Here is a 19,329-nt window from a genome sequence, read left to right as displayed (position 1 = left end):
GTTAAGTAAAAGCGAAAAAAAGATACGATATTCTTACTAAATTTTAAGGATTACCTGAGTTCCTTTATCTTCTCCAGAAACCACAGCCAACTCTCCGTTAATAGATTTTGCACGTTTTTGCATGTTGATAAGGCCACTTCCCTTTTCTACTGAATTTACCTGAAAACCTTTCCCGTTATCAATAATTGCAATTTTTAGTCGGTCTCCAACGGATTTTATATCAACTTTGATCATCGTGGCTTGGGCATGTTTTAAACTATTGTGAATAGCTTCTTGAATAATGCGATGAATGTTCATCCCTTCAACCGAAGTGAAGGTTCTTTTTTGATCGAGATTTGGTTCCACATCAAAAGAAAAATCTATTTTATCATCGAAAACATGTGCTTTATCAATATAGTTTGAAATACGGGTTTGTAAATCCTCAAAGGTTATCTCATTTTTATTCATGGCCCAAATTGTATCTCTAAGCTCATAAATAGTTTCAGAAGTAAAAGCACTTATGGTATCTAGTTTCAATTTCAACTTTTCATCTTTAATATCAAAGCCGTATTTTAAATTATCAATAGACGAAATAATGAACGTGAGTTGAGCGCCAATATTATCATGTAAATCCCTTGAAATTCTCAAGCGCTGTTCCTGAAGCCTGTTTTGGGTTTCTATTTTGATCAACGCATCTTTAAGTTCATTTTCCTTTTTAAGTTGTTTGTTTTTTAGCTTTTGCTGATTGAAAAACAAGTAACCAATAAATGCCAAAATTATAGCGAAACCAATAAGTCCGTAAACCTGATAATTCTTTTTTTGAATGGTCAATTCTTTTTCGGCAAGTTCAGCACGTTGGATTAAAATTTCCTTTTCCTTTTTTTGAGTGTCGTATTTTACTTCTAAGTCAGCAATAGCCTTAGCGTTTTGTTCAGAAAACACAGAATCTTTAATAGTCACAAATTTTTTTGTGTATTGTCTCGCCTTTTGAAAATTCCGAAGCATATAATGGCTTTCTGCGGTATGCAAATTAAGGTCTGCTGAATTGGGTTCGATATGAGGATATTTCTTTATCAAATCAAAACCTTTTTGTGCATAGATTAAGGCGGTTTTAGGATCATTGATTTGATTATAAGTAGACACCAAATTCGTATAGGTTGACATCTGTCCTTTCTCATCGGCTTGAAAACCTTCAGGCTTATCTAATGCTTTCAAATAATATTCAATAGCGAGTTTTGCATTTCCACTATCATTATAAGCATTCGCCAGGTTATCCAACACACGGTAATAATCAATAAGGTTTTGGCTTTTTTTAGCGATATCAAGAGCTCTTTTATAGGTTGAAATTGCTTCATCAAGTCGTCCTAAATCCTTAAGATTGATGCCAATATTATTCAGTGATGTTACTTGGTCTTTTTCCAAATTTAAACGTTCCCGAATTTCCAAAGCTTCCTCATGATATTTTAGAGCTTTTTCAGCAAGATTAATTTCTTGATAAATGAGTCCGATATTATTGAGGTAAATACTACGACCTTGTTCGGTACCATCTTCATCATTCATTTTGAGTGCCTCAAAAAAATAGCGTAAGGCATCATCAAATTCATTTCTATTCCAATGAAACATGCCAAGGTTATTGATACACTTGACTTCTATATTTCTGAAGTGATGTATTCTACTTAACTCTAATGCTTTTGAAAAATAGTGATTTGCAGAGTCCGATTTCCCTGTGACATCCATTAAGATGCCATAGTTATTGGTGAGTTCGGCAAGCCCATAATTATAACCAGCAGCTTTTGCCAAAGCCCTTCCCTCTTTTATAACTTTATTGGCCTTTTCAGTATCATTAAAAATATAATTGAAACCAACTGTTTTATAGATATCGAATTTAATGGAATCGTTTTTTTCTGCTCTAGCTACTGTAAGTAAACTATCTAGATTTTGCGAATGGAATTGCCCAGTAATAAAAAAAATGCTGAGCCAAATAAGAGGAGAAATCTTCATTTTAGGACACAAAAAAAGCATCAGAATTGAAATGCCTTTAGGGGCAACTAAATTTACTGATGCTTTCTTAAAAAATTGATTAATAGCTTTACTAATATAAAACATAATGAGATTGCCCTAATTTTTTTTCGATAAGTTGCAATTAAAAAAGATTAAGCGTAATCCTACAAAAATTACGCCCAATCATAATCTCAACAACAAGATTTACTTATTAAGATTGTAGGTATAAATTGTTGAATTATTAGCCTTGTAATAAAGGTATCCACCAAATTCATCTACTTCATATTCAGGTTTTTTATCCTTTAGAACAATTTCTTTTTCTACAGAACCATCATCCTTGTTTAGCTTCACTAAACCAACACCATCATCTAACTTGGTCAATACAAATTGAGCGTCTTTTGTAGCCGATGTTGCTTTAAATCGCTTCAACATTTCAGCTATTGATGAACCAGCTGCATAAGCCATTCCCTCGCCTAAATCTGCGTAACGCTGACCTCTAGCCGTGTAAGCTCCCAATCGGTTTCTGTTTTGGTTTGCCGCATTGTAAGCAGCAGCAGAAGTTGTTGCAGCAGCTACAGCAGTAACACCAGCCAAGATAGCTCCAAATGCACTTTTTCCTGGTGCACGATGGTATTCATGCCATTGTGTCTCACCGTTCCAATCCAATAGCATCATATTTTGATCTGAGGTTAATAAAATACCTCCATCTCGCATTTCAACACCAGTTGGATTTTCTTTGCCTTCAAATTTTGACTTAGCCAAAGTTGATGCTTCTCCTGAATTTTCATCTATTGCAAACAATTCTTCATCAGCACTAATGAGGTAACGCTTATTTTTAGCATCATAAGTTGAGCTTACAGCATCTGCACGTTTAAATTTCAACGGCTTGTTCCAAACTTGATCACCAGTGTTTAAGTCTACTATATTTGCATCTTCAGAAGTGATGTAAATCAATCCTTGAGGTGTTTCTGCCATGGTTAAGATATTTTCTCCAGTTTTTAATGGTTTTTTGAATAAGGTGTTTCCGTCGTAAGAGATTTTATTGATCCCTCCAGAACCAATTCCAAATAAAATACCATCATCCATGATATAAAAATGCTGAACATATCCTTTGGTCTTTGGAGCCTTATCCCATAAGTCCTCTCCAGTTGATGCACTGAACATCGTAATTTTAGATTCAGATTTAGCAGCAAATGTGCCACTGCCACCAGCAACATCACTTACTACTGCTAGTCCCTGAGGTAAAATCTGAAAATTAGACACGCCTCCTTTAACTTTTCGCTCATCTTGCCAAGCTTCACTGCCATCTGAATTGATTTTATAGATTCTTGTATTCTTTAGGTTCGCCGTTTTAGCAAACGCATAAATATCTGTTTCAGAATCGTTACTGGTCATCCAGTTGACGTTTTTCACTTTATTTTCCCAGACGGTTTCTCCTGACTTACTTTTAGCCAAGATTCCTTGACTGGTTGGAATTAATAGCTTGTCTTTAAGTAATAGTGGTCGACCAGTCACCATAAAGGTTTTCATGGTGACTTTTCCTGGCTCCACCAAGTTAAATCTATAATCTTCATTTCCAGTATACAAATCGTATACAGCCACTGCACTGGCATATTTTTCATCGGCTCTTCGTTGACCGCTGACCACCAATTTATTTTGTGGCATCATGACGTCACAAGTATATACTTGTTTCCAGCCGTTATCCTCAGTGCTGAATAATTTTTTACCAGACAAATAATCGATAACCGCTTTTTTTGTTGAAAGGTTAGCGAATCCTGTTTGTCCTATAATAACATAAGGCGCTTGAGGCACATAAAACAACTCTTCTGGCTTAACACGACCGTAATCGGTGAAATTAAAAAGTAAATCATCATGGCCTGGTTTGATACCAACAAGACCATCATTAGTAGCAACCACAACAGTTCCTCCCTCTGTAATGGTCATTTCATTGATCTTAGCTCCCAAATCGTAACTATGATCTGGAGCTTCTGCTTTTTGGGCTTGAAGCGACGTTGCACTCCAAAGGAATGCAACGACCACCAAGCTTGATTGAATTAATAGCGATTTCATTATTAGAAGTCTATGTTAAATGACCCTTCTGTTATGTTTCTAATAGAATCATCATCCCCATTTTTAGCACTAAAGTTGAAAGTTCCTTTGATTTTAGTTTCCGTCACTTCTGAAATATTTATTTCACCAACTTGAGTGTCATCATAAGGCGCTTGCCAAATTCTAACTTCTGGATTTGTAGGATCATTAAGATCTACAACAGTTGTTGTGTAAGATGCAACATTAAAAATGTTTGCGCCTCCTCCTAGCGGATAGGTTCCTTCGCCATCAAAACCAACTATATTCATAACAAAAGCCTTGCTTGATGTTCCACCAGTATTGCCTTGTATCTGCAAATTTCCGCTAGCTAACGTAGCAAAAGTTGCTATTTCAACTGACGTTACAGTTGTCCCATTAACTTTTGCTGTGATTGTTCCTGGCGATGCTGCTGTCTGCGCTGGATCACCACCATCATCATCGCTTGAACAAGATGTAAATGTTACTAATGTTAATGCCATAAATAACATCATAAAGTTTTTAAAATGTCTCATTGTTGAATAATTTTTGAGTTAATACTGAGACAAATTTGCTTTAAAACAACAGGCCAATCAATACGACATATGACGTATATTTAAAATACGATATGAGAAAACCTAGATTTTATAAGGGATTTGCGATTTTCTAACTGCTCAAGAAATGCTAGATGAGCATTAGATTTTGAGTTAAAAGGTCGATGTTGAAGTCCTTTTTGTATAAACTCGACATCCTCGAGGGTTGAAATAGCTTCATCAGAAATCCAAACCTTCTTAAAATATTGCCATATATAATCTATAGCCAACCTATTGGGATGCAACATATCCTCTTTATAAAAACGATAATCCCTTAATTCGTCCAGCATAATTTCATAGGATGGAAAATAATAATTGCGTTGACGTTCATCAACAACATTATGAATTGCAGTGATTAAATGCGATTTGCTTTGGGTGTTTTCCACAAAACCATCCTTTAGATGTCGTACAGGAGAAACGGTAACTATAAAATTGACTTTGGGATTTATCGATCGGACTTGACTAACAATTGCCTCTAATGATTCGGTTATCACACTTACCGATAACAACTCTTTTAAAAATTGCTTTTGTGGTACTTTATGACAATTGGCAACAAATTGATCCTTTTCAATAAAGCGATAGGCCCAAGCTGTACCTAAAGTAATAATAATGTGTGAAGCCGATTTCAGATGATTGTAAGTTTTCTCTATTTGCGCATTTAAGCTTTTAATCAATTCTTCTTTGGAAGGATTGCTAAATTGAGAATGCGCATCAAAACAGTGCCATTGTTCATTTAAAAGGAAAACATCTGCTTCAGTAAATTGTCTCTTATTTATAGCATCAAGTACCAAACGTTCGATTGCTAAAGGGTGAAAAAGAATTCCGAATGGATTACTTAAATATTGAAATTTATAATAATCAAGTTTAGCTGCTATATGTTCTGAAAAACAAGATCCAAAGAGCACAATCTTGGAATTGTAATCTATAAGGTTATGTGCTTGCTGCTTTAGCTGAAGTTTTGTTTGTAGCTCCATTCTAGTCGTATTCAATTCAAAGATAATGAACTCAAATAAACCAAATACTACAGGTTCAAGATTTCTGTTTTCTCTTCATGAAATACCTCAATGTCAGGTAAATCATCTATGGCTTTGTTGATGTAAGCTACAGCTTCGGTCTTTTGCTTCTTGTGCTTATGGATTTGTGCTAACCTATAATAAGCCCAAGCCTTTGGAACACCATCTGCTGCTGAATGATTCTTGATATAAGCTTTCAAGCAGTGTTCACCTTTATCCAATTCAGTATTGTACTCGGCAGCCACCTTACCTATTTGGTAGTGCAAGGCGTTTCTTTGATGCTTTTTATGCGCTGCTTCTATATTCTGTATGGCTTCTTCAGGTCGCTTATTGGTTTCATAAAACTGAGTCAGTTTATCATAGCAGGTCAACGATCCTCCAACTTTAATAGCTTTCAAATAATAGGCTTCAGCCAATTCGGGTTCATCATCATACTCATAGATATAACCCTTAGCTAGATATCCATCAACTTCAGATAAAGCTTCTAGCTCCTCAGCATATTTAAGTGATTTACTTTTGCTTCCTCCAATAATTCCTGGTAATTGCATATACAACTCAACTAATGCCCAACGTGTATTGATATGTTTTGGATCAAGTTCAGCAGCTTTCAAAAAAGCATTTTTGACATCACCTATAAAGGTTGCCGCTCTAATCTTACTAACACTTAGTGCTTTCATACCCAAAGCACCACCATATTTATAATGGTAATTTGCGTTATTAGGTTTTATTTCAGTAAGCTTTTCATAGACATCAATGGCATCATCCCATTTTTTTTGTTGACCATAGGCATCACCCAAGAGTTCAATGCCTTCAATATCATTGGGCTGTTGTTCAACATAGCTTTCCAATAAAGATTCAGCAGCTTGGAATTTCTTTGCTTCCATTAACTGTTTGGCACCTTTAAGTGTTTCAGATTGGCCATAGCCATTGAACACTATTAAAAACACACAAATTAAAAATGGATACTTCTTCATAAGCTAACTCAACTTTCTTTACTTAATATTTATACGTATTAAAAAGACTACTGGATTCTTGGTATTGTTTTTGATTTCAGGTTTACAAAGATAATGGGTTTACAACTAAAATTAATACCTTCACTAATTCAAACGTCACATTAGCTCGTTTTGTTTTTTTAAGATGCTTTTTTCAGTGTAAATTACATAAGAATTAAAATCAAATTCATGAAAATCCTTACCAGTATCCTAATCCTCATTTGTGCTGCTCACTTTAGCAATGCACAATCAAATTCTTATGAAACCTTATGGAAAACTGTTGCCGAATACGATGCTAACGGTTTACCAAAATCTGCTTTGGAAGTTGTAGAGTCTATTGCCAAAAAGGCTGAAAAGGATGACAATAAGCCTCAGAAAATAAAAGCGCTTTTGTATAAGAGCAAATACATTTTGATTCTTGAAGAGGATGCCCAATTGAAAATCGTTCAAGATTTTGAAGCTGCAATTTCCAAAAGTGAGAGTCCGACAAAAAATATTCTTGAGAATATGTTGGCTACAATGTATTGGCAGTATTTTCAAAATCATCGCTACCAGTTTTATAACCGAAGTAAAACCCATACAAAAGTTGACAGTGATTTTAGAACCTGGGATTTAGAAACCTTATTTGAAGAAGTTCAAAAGCATTTTCAACATTCACTTCAAAACGGCTTAATTCTTCAACAAACAAAACTATCAGATTTTAGTGCCATTTTGGTAGAACCTGAAGGATCTAAAACCCTACGTCCTACATTATTTGACTTACTCAATCATAATGCACTTCAATTTTATAAAACGACTGAAAATAGTATTTCCAAACCTGCTTATGCTTTTGAAATTGACGACCCTAAATTATTAGGTTCTTCGCAACATTTTGCTGAAGTTGAATTGGCTTCAAAAGATACAACTTCACTTCAGCTACAAGCATTGAAAATTTATCAGGATTTGATTCAATTTCATAACAAATCAAAAAAAACAGCTGCTTTAGTTGATGTAGATATTGACCGACTTCAATTTGTTTTGGAACATGCCACTTTTGAAAATAAAGAAACCTTTTACGAACAATCTCTTAAAGACTCCAGTGAAAAATGGAACTCTAATGAAGCGTCTGGTCTTTACGATTATGAATTAGCATCACTTTGGAGACAACGCGGACTTAAATACCACCCAAAAACCAATCCTGATGTTCAGTGGCAATTAAAAAACGCTCTAGATCTTTGTAACTCAGTCATTGATCGTTTTCCTAAAAGTAGAGCTTCCCAAAAGTGCGAAGCCTTAAAATCGCAACTATTGATCAGCACGCTCGGATTAACTGCTGAAACGGTCATTCCGACCCAATCTTTTTCAAAAATACTGGTAAACTATAGTAATATAAATCGGTTAGATTTTGAAATCTATAAAATCTCAAAGTCGCAGATAGCGTCATTTAACAAACTTTACAAGGAAGAGGAAAAATTAAGCTTTCTCAAAGGAAAAAGCCTGTCTAAAAGTTGGACCTCAGATTTAAAAAATGAGCATGATTATCAAAAACACAGTACCGAGATTATTGTTCCAAAGTTAGAAAATGGACATTACATCATTTTAGCAAAAGTCAACAACAAGTCTAAAACCTTTGCTACACAATCTATTCAAGTCACTGATTTTGCTATTGTAGATCGCTCTACGGAAGACGAACTAGTTTTTCAAATCATCGATAGAACTAATGGAAATCCTATAAAAAGTGTTTCCGTGAATCTTGAGTTCCAATCCAACAACAAAAGGCGCGACACTAAGCAGTTAATTTCCGATTCTAATGGCATCGTTCGGTTAAAACGAAAAGATAGAGGCTACTTTAACATCAATATCGATCTTTCAAAAGAAAAACAAACAGCCTACTTCTTCGGATTTTACAGTTATATCTATGATGACAACCACAACAAAACCAATTACAATGCTTTTGTATTTACCGATAGGAGTATTTACAGACCAGGTCAAACAGTTTACTTTAAATCCATCATACTTGAAAGTGAAAAAGGTACATCAAAACCACTTGTTGACGAATTTATATCTGCAACGCTTTACAACGTAAATAGAGAAAAAGTAGCAGAGTTAGAATTGAATTCCAACGATTATGGCTCTGTAGCTGGAGAATTTATCTTACCAAATACGGGATTGAATGGTGAGTACCATATTGAAATCTATTCAAGTGCTGGAATCATTAAAGAGCGCCATTATTTTTCTGTAGAGGAATACAAGCGTCCGAAGTTTGAAACCCAATTTGATCCTATCACTGAAACTTATAAAGTAAATGATTCGGTAACCGCAAAAGGAAAGGCTTTAGCTTATGCTGGAAGCACCATAACAGATGCCAAAGTGGTTTATCGCGTGGTCAGAAATGTTCAGTATCCTCGTTGGTATTATTGGTACAGACCTTGGTTTCAAAGTGAACCACAGGAAATCACTCATGGTGAAACCACAACCAATGACGAAGGTGAATTTGATATTGTTTTTAAAGCTATTCCAGATCAAAGTACCAATACGTCTTCACTGCCTATTTTTCAATATGAAGTCACTGCTGATGTCACAGATATCAATGGTGAAACTCGAAGTGCAACAACGACTATCAATGTTGGCTATCATTCGCTTCTTGCCAATATCACAGTAGAAAATCAATTGGATAAAAGTCTAAAAGACAACAGTATTTCTATTGACACCAAAAACTTAAATGGGGAATTTGTTCCTGCTGAAGGCAGTATAAAAGTTTATAAACTTAAAGCTCCAAACCGTGTTTTGAGAAAGCGCACATGGAACGCTCCAGATTATCAAGTGATTCCTTTTGAAGAGTTTACCTCCAAGTTTCCTCATGATTCCTACAAGAATGAAAATAATTCAATGTATTGGGATAAAGGCGAATTGGTTTTGGAAAAATCATTCAACACTGAAATGTCCAAAGAAATAGAACTTGGGAACATAAAAAAATGGACCTCTGGAAAATACCTCATTGTTTTGGAAAGTAAGGACAAATTCGGACAAGCCATAAAAGAAGAAGCAAGAACCACCATTTTTAGTCCGAAAGATGACACGCTTGCCGATCAAGAATTGTTCAGCATACATACCGACAAAGCGCAATATAATATTGGCGACAATGTTGAATTAACCCTAGGTTCTTCAGCAGAAGACCTTACAGTCACACTTAGCATTGAAAAAAATAGATCGATTACCAATACGTATCTCATTCAACTTAACAATAACAAAAAATCCATCTCTATACCTGTAAAAAGTGATGATGTAGGCGGATTTGCAGTTCATTACAGCTTTTCAGCATTCAACTCATTTCAAAGTAGTACGATGAGTATTAATGTACCATATCCAAAAAGCGAGTTGCAGATTGAAACCAAAACTTTTAGAGATAAGTTACAACCAGGTTCTGATGAAACCTGGAGTTTTGTTATCAAAGGTCCGAAAGGCGATAAAGTGTCTGCTGAAATATTAGCTAGTATGTATGACCTCTCTTTAGATCAATTTAAACCACACCAATGGAGTTTCAATCCGATACATAAGCCTCATTATTATGCACGCTTTGGAGTTAATGCCAACCGAAGCTTTGGTGTAAGAGGTTTTAATGTATCTAATAGAGATTATGTAAATCATCGTTTTCCAATACAGACTTATGACCAGCTAAATTGGTTTGGGTTTAATTTTGGAGATATCTATAGAAACAGGTTAAGTTCTGGTTTATATCTCGTTGAAGAGAGTGAAGTTATAGAAGAAATTTCAGTTAGTGATGTGCCAAATGCTTCACTTGATCAGGTTATTAGTGGAAAGGCTGCAGGCTTTGATTCTGACGATAGTACTGTAATACTAAGAGGAAGAAACTCAGTAATTGGTGATGAAAGTGTATTATACATAGTCGATGGAGTTCCATTAAATGAGGCAAATTTTAAAAAGATAAATGAATCAGACATTAAATCTATTTCAGTATTAAAAAGTGATGAAGCGAAAGCTTTATATGGAAATAGAGGAGCTGGGGGTGTTATTGTAGTTACTACAAAAGAAGGTTTTAAATCTCAACTAAATATTAAAATCCGAAAAAACCTTCAGGAAACGGCTTTCTTTTTTCCACAATTACAAACCGATGAAGAAGGTCATGTGAGTTTCAATTTTACGTCTCCTGAAGCCTTGACCAAATGGAAATTACAGCTTTTGGCACATACCAAAACCATGGAAAGCCATATCTCTACTTTAGAATCGGTGACTCAAAAGGAACTTATGGTGGCTCCTAATGTACCTCGATTTTTACGTCATGGTGACTCCATAACCATTAGCAGTAAAATTGTAAATCTCACTGATCAAGTCCTTAATGGCATTGCTGTTTTACAATGCAATACAGCTGCTGATAAAGGACAGAGTATCAATAGTAGAATTCAAAATAAAAATATTAGACGAGAGTTTTCCATTCCTGCAAAAGGCAACACTAGTGTCAGTTGGTCTATGGCCATTCCTGAAGACCTCAACCTGATCGAAATGAACTTTACAGCGCAAGCTGGTAACTTTAGTGATGGTGAACAACACACTGTTCCGATTCTCTCGAATCGTATGCTTGTTACAGAAACTTTACCTATGTGGATCAAGGGTAACGAAACGCGAACCTTTACTTTGGACAAGTTGAAAAATGTGTCATCTTCAACATTGAAACATCACAAGCTCACTTTGGAAATGACTTCCAATCCGGCTTGGTATGCCGTTCAAGCCTTACCATATTTGATGGAATACCCTTACGATTGCAATGAGCAAACCTTTAGTCGCTATTATGCCAATGCATTGGCAAGTCATATTGCCAATTCCAATCCAAAAATCCAAGAAGTGTTCAACCAATGGAAAAATGCTGATGCCTTGCTATCTAATTTGGAAAAGAATGAAGATTTGAAATCCATTATTATTCAAGAAACACCATGGCTTCGTGATGCTCAAAGTGAAAGCGAACAGAAAAAGCGCATTGGTTTACTGTTTGACCTCAACAAAATGAGTTATGAATTGGAATCAGCTAAGCGAAAGTTAAAAGCCAATCAGTTGAATAATGGCGCTTGGCCGTGGTTTAAAGACGGTTGGGCAAATCGTAACATCACACAACATATCATTGTTGGCTTTTTACATTTGAATCAGCTAAAGGCTATTGAAGATGTCAGCAAAGACCCAATGGTAAAAAATGCACTTTCCTATTTAGATGCTGAGTTTATCAAGGAATATGACAACCTTAAGAAATATAATAATGATGTCGATTTATCAAAAGATCATTTGAGTAACTCACAATTGCAATATTTATACTTGAGAAGTTTTATTCCTGAAGTAAAGGTATCTAAAAAAGTGTCTGATATCATGAACTACTACCATGGTCAGATTAAAAACCATTGGATGAACAAATCCTTGTACTCTAAAGGATTAATGACTTTGATTTCTTATAGAAACAAGGATCATGCTACTGCGAAGAAGATTCTAAAATCCCTGAAAGAAAACAGTATTACTTCTGAAGAACTAGGTATGTATTGGAAAGCCAACACCAGTTCTTGGTATTGGTATCAAGCTCCTATTGAAACCCAAGCATTGCTCATAGAGGCGTTCTCGGAAGCTGGTGAAACTTTGGATCCAACTTCAGAAAACAAAAAAACGGTTGACAACCTTAAGATTTGGTTATTGAAACACAAGCAAACCAACCAATGGAAAAGTACCAAAGCAACTTCTGAAGCCGTTTATGCCCTATTGTTACAAGGTAGTGATTGGTTGAGTGTATCAGAAATGGTAGATGTTATTGTTGGTGGCACTGAAATCTCGCCATCACAACTCAAAGATGTCAAACTTGAGGCTGGCACAGGCTATTACAAAACGTCTTGGTCTGGAGAAGAGATTACTCCTGCAATGGCATCAGTTGAACTGAACAAAAGAGACGAAGGTATTGCTTGGGGAAGCCTCTACTGGCAATATTTCGAGGATTTAGACAAAATCACTTCCGCAGAAACACCATTGAAACTAAGAAAAAAGCTGTTTAAAAAGACGAATACCGATTTTGGAGAAGAGATAACAGAAATTTCTGAAGGAAGCAATTTACAGATTGGCGATTTGGTTCGTGTGCGAATTGAATTGCGAAGCGATCGCGATATGGAATTTATCCACATGAAAGACATGAGAGCTTCCGGTTTGGAACCTATCAATGTTTTGTCGCAATACAAATGGCAAGATGGTTTGGGCTATTACGAAAGTACTAAGGATGCTTCGACTAATTTCTTTTTCGATTATTTACCAAAAGGCATTTACATCTTTGAATACGATTTAAGGGTAACCAATGCTGGAGAAATGAGTAATGGTATCACAACCATTCAAAGCATGTATGCTCCAGAATTCAGTAGCCATAGTGAAGGTGTACGTATTTCGGTAAGTTCTGAAGAATAACCCTTATTTACTTGGAGGTGTTGTTGGACGTACCTCAATCTTACTAGGTAAGGTTCTCGGATTCATTTTGAGCAAATCGATGACTATCTGACCAAGATCTTCGATCTGAATTTTCCAAGCACCTTTATCGCTTGGTTCATTTCCATTGAAATGCGTTGAAACCGAGCCTGGCATAATCGTCGTAACTTTAATACCATATTGTCTTAGGTCAAGCATCACAGCTTGCGTAAAACCTGTGACTCCAAACTTACTGGCATTATAAGCAGAACCTCCAGCAAAGAAATTGGTTCCTGCTAAACTTGAAATGGTTATGTAATAACCTTTTGTTTTTTTGAGTTCCTCAACACTTGCTTTTATGGAATTAAACACACCTGTAAGATTGGTATCGATTACTTGATTCCATTGCTCAGAAGTTAAATCTTCAATACTACCGAAATGTCCTAAACCAGCATTGGCAATCACGATATCAAGCTGCCCAAAGGTGTCAATGGCTTGTTTTACAGCTACTTTCTGACTTTCCAACAAACGCACATCTGCTTCAACACCAATAACATGGGCTTCAGCATTGGTTTTTACACCTAAGTCTTTTGCGACTTCATTCGCTGCATCTTCATGCCGACTTGTAATAACAACTTTTGCACCTTGTTTCAATAAAGCTTCAGCAATACCGTAACCAATACCTTTGGTACCTCCTGTAATTAATGCGACTTTGTTTTTGAGTGATTCCATAATACATTGAATTTACCCAAAATTACAAAACACTTCAGCTTTGCTGAAGTTTAAACTGTTAGAAAAATGATAAATTATTGGGTTTTGTCTGGCGGAAAACCTTCTAAGACTTTAGTCACGATATTGCGAACAAGGGCTTCCCGTTTTTCAGGAGAGGCATTCGGATTATAATTGGATTCGGAAACTGCTTGCCAAAACAAACCAATGCCATTTTCATCAACAAAATCAAAAACAATTTGTCTCGAATAAGTGTTTTGTCCGATTGGAATTCCTACGGAAATGCCTCCTCCAACATTCCTTCCCGTTCCACCCATTCCTACACCAACATTACTTCGTGATGGTTCTTGGTATTCACTACTTTTGATATCGATAAAAAAATCTGGATATTCAGCTAAAGTATAGCCTTTAGATTGCATAGCGTCATCAAGGGCATCCAGTAAACGCTTACTGTCTAATCCACTCAAACCAGTATTCATATCAGCATAGTAATTGTAAGTCTTATATTTTGAGAAATCTGCGGTACGCTCGTAATCGTAATTCACACGAATTGGCGCACAAGAACTAAGCACAATGACACATAGAAGGGCTAAAATCGGTTTCATCTTTTTTCTTTTAAAGGTAACAAAAATTATTCCGATTTTTTCTCGTCAACCGATTTTGTCAATGCCGAAGAAATGATGCCTGTTGGAATGGCAACAATTCCCAATCCGATCAACAAAATGAAAAACGTAAATACTTTTCCACCTACTGTGATTGGATAGACATCACCATAACCCACTGTGGTCAACGTAATGATTGCCCACCACAAACTATCGAATATAGAAGAAAAGTGTTCAGGCTGTGCTTGGTTTTCGAAATAGTAAATCCCTACCGCTGAAAAGTAAATAAGAATCAATGTGATAAACAAGAACAAGAAGATTTCTTCCTTTGCTGATTTTATTGCTCTGGTAAAATGATTCATGGCGCGATTGTAACGAACCAATTTCAACACTCTGAACAACCTTAAAAATCGTAAAGCTCTCAAGGATCTTAAATCGATTCCAAAGGACAAATAAAATGGCAGAATCGCCAACAAATCTATGATTCCAAAAAAGCTAAATATAAATCTCGGTTTGCTATCGGCAACATAAATTCGAAGGATATATTCCACCGTAAACACCATAACACAAAACACCTCAATAACGCGGAGTAATGTTTTGGTTTGCGGACTTAAATTTGGGATGGTTTCTACAGAAAACGTGACAATAGAAATCAAAATCAACGCCTGAATAAAGAAAGCAAAATACCTACTGGCATTATTATCGTTGATTTCTACAATTTGCTTGATTTTTTGTCTCATGACTTTTGAGTTAAATCAAAATTTAATCATTCAACATCTTCCAAAGTTTATCCTTAAGTTCGGTAATACCTTTTTGGGCTACGGAAGAGATAAACATATAATCGATTGGAAGGGTTTTGTCCAATTCGGCCTTGAGTTCTGCCTTCAATTCTTCATCAAGCATATCGCTTTTGGTGATGGCAATCATACGATCCTTATCCAACATTTGCGGATTGTAACGTTTTAGCTCATCCAACAAAATATCGTATTGCTTTCGAATATCCTTGGCATCTGCTGGAATCATAAACAATAACACCGAATTGCGCTCAATATGTCGTAAGAAATAATGGCCCAGTCCTTTACCTTCTGCTGCACCTTCAATAATTCCAGGTATATCAGCCATCACAAAAGTTTGAAAATCGCGATATTTTACAATACCCAAATTCGGTTTAAGCGTTGTGAATTCGTAATCGGCTATTTTAGGTTTGGCTGCAGTAATTACTGAAAGTAAAGTCGATTTCCCAGCATTTGGAAATCCAACCAATCCAACATCTGCTAAAATTTTAAGCTCAATAGTAATATCCTTTTCTTCCAAAGGCTCGCCTGGTTGCGCATAACGAGGTGTTTGATTGGTGGAACTCTTAAAATGCCAGTTTCCCAATCCGCCTCGACCACCTTTGGCAACGATTTTTTCTTCTTGGTCTTCCGTGATTTCAAAAAGTACTTCGTCAGTTTCGGTGTCTTTGACAACCGTTCCTAAAGGCACTTCCAAATACACATCTTCACCATCAGCACCTGTGCTTCTACTCTTGCTTCCATGTTCACCATGACCAGCTCTTGCATGCCTACTGAATTTTAAGTGTAATAAGGTCCAAAGATTGGCATTTCCTTTAATGATGACATGACCTCCTCGTCCGCCATCACCACCATCAGGACCTCCTTTTTCAATATATTTTTCACGATGTAAATGTGCAGAACCTTGTCCTCCCTTTCCGGAGGAAACATGCATTTTCACATAATCTACAAAGTTGCCTTCAGTCATTGTGTTTAGTTAAAAGTTATAAAGTCAAAAGTTAAAAGTTGACAATCAATGCTTCCAACTTTTCAAACTTTTAAACCAAATCTATAGTTTGTCGATAACAGCGTTTAGTCGCTCTGTAATTTCGCTGATACTACCCACACCATCAACACCATAGTATTTGTCTTGAGCTGTATAATAGTCTTTTAAGATTGCTGTTTTTTTGTAGTATTCCTTAATACGGTTTCTGATGATGGATTCATCAGCATCATCTTTTCTTCCACTTGTTTTTCCGCGTTCCAGAAGACGTTGCACCAAAACTTCATCATCAACTTCTAAAGCAATCATCGCATTGATTTGAGAGTCTTTGCTATCCATTAATTTATCTAATGCTTGAGCCTGTGCATTGGTTCTTGGAAATCCGTCAAAAATAAATCCGTTGGCATCCGAATTTTTTTCTACTTCGGCATTCAACATATCAATCGTGACTTGGTCTGGGACCAACTCGCCTTTATCCATATATGATTTGGCCAACATGCCAAGAGCAGTTTCATTTTTAATATTGAATCGGAACACATCTCCAGTTGAAATGTGTACTAAATTATAAGTATCCTTTAGAAATTCTGCCTGTGTTCCTTTTCCTGCACCTGGAGGTCCAAATAGCACTAAATTGGTCATGTGTTGTGTCGTTTTAAGTTGATATATTTCAGGTAAATCACGTCCCAATCCATCGTAATCCAAGCCGTAGCCAACAATAAATTTATTTGGGATTTCAATACCTACGTAATGTAATTTATAATCTTTCTTGTAAGCTTCAGGTTTGTAAAACAAGGTAGCAATCTTAAGTTCATCAACATTTTCATTCTTGAAAATGCGATGTACCTCTTCGAGAGTATTTCCAGAATCGATGATGTCTTCAAGAATCACTACTTTACGTCCTGTAAGGTCTTGGGTCAATCCGATAAGCCGTTGGATATCTTCTGAGGATTTGATGCCTTCATATGATGCTAATTTTATAAAGGTCACTTCACAAGGCTTCGGATATTTCTTAACAAAATCGCTCACAAACATGAACGACCCGTTTAAAATTCCAATAAAAACAGGAACCTCATCCTTAAGGTCGTTGGCAATTTCTTCAACCATTCTATTAACAGCACTATCAATTTCAGCTTCCGAAATAAAGGGCTTGAAGTATAAATCCTTGAGCTTAATCACTTGTTTTTACGTTTTGAAAAACAAAGATAAACAATTGATTTAGTTTGTCTATTTTCCGTTTACAATTTTAGAATATTCTTCCATTTTTAGTGTATTTTTGTGGAATTGAAATAAAAATGGTCCTTTTTTGACCAAAATGGATTTTCAAAAGTATATTGAATAATGGCAAACTACTTTTCTTCAGATTTTAAATTGGGTATTCTTGGTGGCGGACAATTAGGTAAAATGATGCTATATACAACACGTAAGTTTGACATCACCACACATGTTATGGATGCCAGTGAAGAAGCACCATGCAAGATTGCCTGCAATACTTTTGTTAAAGGTGATTTATTGGATTATGACGATGTTTATAACTTCGGAAAAAGTGTTGATCTACTTACTTTTGAAATCGAAAATGTAAATGTCAATGCGCTTGAAGCTTTAGAAAAAGAAGGCAAAAAAGTATATCCATCATCAAAAACCTTGCGAACCATTCAAAACAAGGCAACACAAAAATTGTTTTACAGAGACCACGACATTCCCACTTCCGATTTTACACGTTTTGCTTATCTATCTGAAATAAAAGAGGCCATCAACAATGAAGCCTTAAAATTTCCTTTTGTTTGGAAAGCTGCACAATTTGGATATGATGGGAATGGTGTCAAAATTATAAGGCAATTATCAGATTTAGATGGTTTACCAAAAGGTGAATGCATTGCTGAAGATTTAATTCCTTTTAAAAATGAGTTGGCCGTGATTGTTGCTAGAAATTTGAAAGGTGAGGTTAAAACTTATCCTGTTGTTGAAATGGAATTTCACCCAGAAGCTAATCAGGTAGAATATGTTATTTGTCCGGCACGTATCTCAGAAGACGTTGCAAACAAAGCGAAAGAAGTAGCACTGAAAGTGTCAAAAGCTTTTAATCATGTAGGTTTATTGGCTGTGGAAATGTTTCAAACCAAGAACGATGAGATTTTAGTGAACGAAGTCGCTCCTAGACCTCACAATTCTGGTCATCAAACCATTGAAGCTAGTTACACTTCACAATTTGAGCAACATGTGAGAGCCATCTTGGATTTACCATTAGGAAAAACGGAAAGCAAAGCTGGTGGCATCATGGTAAATTTAGTTGGTGCAGAAGGTCATACAGGTCATGTGGTTTATGAACATATTGAAGATATTATGCAAATGGAAGGTGTGACACCACATATTTATGGTAAGAAACAAACCAGACCTTTCCGAAAAATGGGACACGTCACCATAGTAAATGAAGATTTAAATGAAGCGCGAAGAGTTGCTGAACAAGTAAAGAATACAATTAAAGTAATAAGTAAGTAATCATGGGTAAAGTAGCCGTAATTATGGGAAGCACAAGTGATCTTCCGGTCATGCAGGATGCTGTTGATATTTTAAAATCATTTGATATTGACGTCGAAGTCGATATTGTTTCCGCGCACCGAACTCCAGAAAAATTATTTGATTTTAGCAAACAAGCGCATCAACGAGGTATTTCAGTTATTATAGCTGGTGCTGGAGGCGCGGCACATTTACCTGGTATGGTGGCCTCTTTATCACCATTACCTGTCATTGGTGTTCCTGTAAAAAGTAGCAATTCTATTGATGGTTGGGATTCTGTATTGTCTATACTTCAAATGCCTGGTGGAGTTCCTGTGGCAACCGTTGCTTTAAATGGTGCCAAAAATGCAGGTATTTTAGCGGCTCAAATTATTGGGTCTTCTGATAATAAGGTTCAAAAAACAATCATAGATTATAAGGAAGGCTTAAAAGTTAAAGTGATTGAGTCCTCAAAAAACATCAAATAAAAAAACCCCGTTTTGAACGAGGTTTTAGCGCTATTAATCAATTATTTATAAGAGTTGGTTAACTCTTTTTTGAAATAATTGAAACAAAATTAAACTTTATTTTAAGCTATCATCAAAAAATTATTATAAATAATGAACAAAGTAATTCACAATTAAGAACTTTGTAAGACATTTATTACCAG

The 19,329-nt window shown here is 35.8% G+C and carries 13 protein-coding genes; 3 read left to right on the top strand and 10 right to left on the bottom strand.

The genetic code is table 11. The annotated features are described in order from the left end of the window. Positions 1-36: 36 nt before the first annotated feature. The 5 genes from AB9K26_RS01355 to AB9K26_RS01335 form a co-directional block, all read right to left on the bottom strand. Positions 37-1,980 carry a tetratricopeptide repeat protein gene (locus AB9K26_RS01355; RefSeq protein WP_369970736.1) on the bottom strand — a complete coding sequence of 648 codons (1,944 nt, stop codon included), beginning with the start codon at positions 1,978-1,980 and terminating at the stop codon, positions 37-39. 204 nt (positions 1,981-2,184) lie between these two features. Further along, entirely contained in the window at positions 2,185-4,050 is a 1,866-nt protein-coding gene (locus tag AB9K26_RS01350; RefSeq protein ID WP_369970735.1) for a PQQ-binding-like beta-propeller repeat protein, read from the bottom strand. Positions 4,051-4,052: 2 nt separating this feature from the next. Next, positions 4,053-4,580, bottom strand: coding sequence for a DUF6252 family protein (locus AB9K26_RS01345; RefSeq protein ID WP_369970734.1), 528 nt, complete (start codon positions 4,578-4,580; stop codon positions 4,053-4,055). 80 nt (positions 4,581-4,660) lie between these two features. Continuing rightward, entirely contained in the window at positions 4,661-5,611 is a 951-nt protein-coding gene (locus AB9K26_RS01340) for a GSCFA domain-containing protein (RefSeq protein ID WP_369970733.1), read from the bottom strand. Positions 5,612-5,658: 47 nt separating this feature from the next. Then, positions 5,659-6,624, bottom strand: coding sequence for a tetratricopeptide repeat protein (locus AB9K26_RS01335; protein ID WP_369970732.1), 966 nt, complete (start codon positions 6,622-6,624; stop codon positions 5,659-5,661). A gap of 207 nt (positions 6,625-6,831) precedes the next feature. Here AB9K26_RS01335 and AB9K26_RS01330 point away from each other — a divergent pair, with 207 nt between their 5' ends. Then, positions 6,832-13,062: an MG2 domain-containing protein gene (locus AB9K26_RS01330; protein ID WP_369970731.1), complete on the top strand. Its 6,231-nt coding sequence runs from the start codon at positions 6,832-6,834 to the stop codon at positions 13,060-13,062. A gap of 3 nt (positions 13,063-13,065) precedes the next feature. Here AB9K26_RS01330 and AB9K26_RS01325 read toward each other — a convergent pair whose 3' ends face one another. From AB9K26_RS01325 to AB9K26_RS01305, 5 genes are all read right to left on the bottom strand, one after another. Beyond that, on the bottom strand, positions 13,066-13,791 hold the full coding sequence (locus tag AB9K26_RS01325; protein WP_369970730.1) for an SDR family oxidoreductase: 726 nt from the start codon (positions 13,789-13,791) through the stop codon (positions 13,066-13,068). 74 nt (positions 13,792-13,865) lie between these two features. Further along, positions 13,866-14,393, bottom strand: coding sequence for a DUF4136 domain-containing protein (locus tag AB9K26_RS01320; protein ID WP_369970729.1), 528 nt, complete (start codon positions 14,391-14,393; stop codon positions 13,866-13,868). 26 nt (positions 14,394-14,419) lie between these two features. Then, positions 14,420-15,130, bottom strand: coding sequence for an ion transporter (locus tag AB9K26_RS01315; protein WP_369970728.1), 711 nt, complete (start codon positions 15,128-15,130; stop codon positions 14,420-14,422). A 22-nt stretch (positions 15,131-15,152) separates the two neighbouring features. Continuing rightward, the gene (gene obgE / locus AB9K26_RS01310) at positions 15,153-16,151 is read right to left on the bottom strand and encodes a GTPase ObgE (RefSeq protein ID WP_369970727.1); all 999 of its coding nucleotides are present in this window, start codon (positions 16,149-16,151) and stop codon (positions 15,153-15,155) included. An 81-nt stretch (positions 16,152-16,232) separates the two neighbouring features. Beyond that, entirely contained in the window at positions 16,233-17,342 is a 1,110-nt protein-coding gene (locus tag AB9K26_RS01305) for an adenylate kinase (RefSeq protein WP_369970726.1), read from the bottom strand. A gap of 162 nt (positions 17,343-17,504) precedes the next feature. Between AB9K26_RS01305 and AB9K26_RS01300 the strand changes: the two genes are divergently transcribed. Continuing rightward, positions 17,505-18,662: a 5-(carboxyamino)imidazole ribonucleotide synthase gene (locus AB9K26_RS01300; protein WP_369970725.1), complete on the top strand. Its 1,158-nt coding sequence runs from the start codon at positions 17,505-17,507 to the stop codon at positions 18,660-18,662. Positions 18,663-18,664: 2 nt separating this feature from the next. Next, positions 18,665-19,147, top strand: coding sequence for a 5-(carboxyamino)imidazole ribonucleotide mutase (gene purE, locus AB9K26_RS01295; protein ID WP_369970724.1), 483 nt, complete (start codon positions 18,665-18,667; stop codon positions 19,145-19,147). The last annotated feature ends 182 nt before the right edge of the window (positions 19,148-19,329 follow it).

Origin of the sequence: Psychroserpens sp. XS_ASV72 (assembly GCF_041224425.1) — a bacterium.
Classification (GTDB): domain Bacteria; phylum Bacteroidota; class Bacteroidia; order Flavobacteriales; family Flavobacteriaceae; genus Psychroserpens.
Note: the sequence above shows the minus strand (reverse complement) of the source record. Positions and strands in the feature narration are given on the sequence as shown.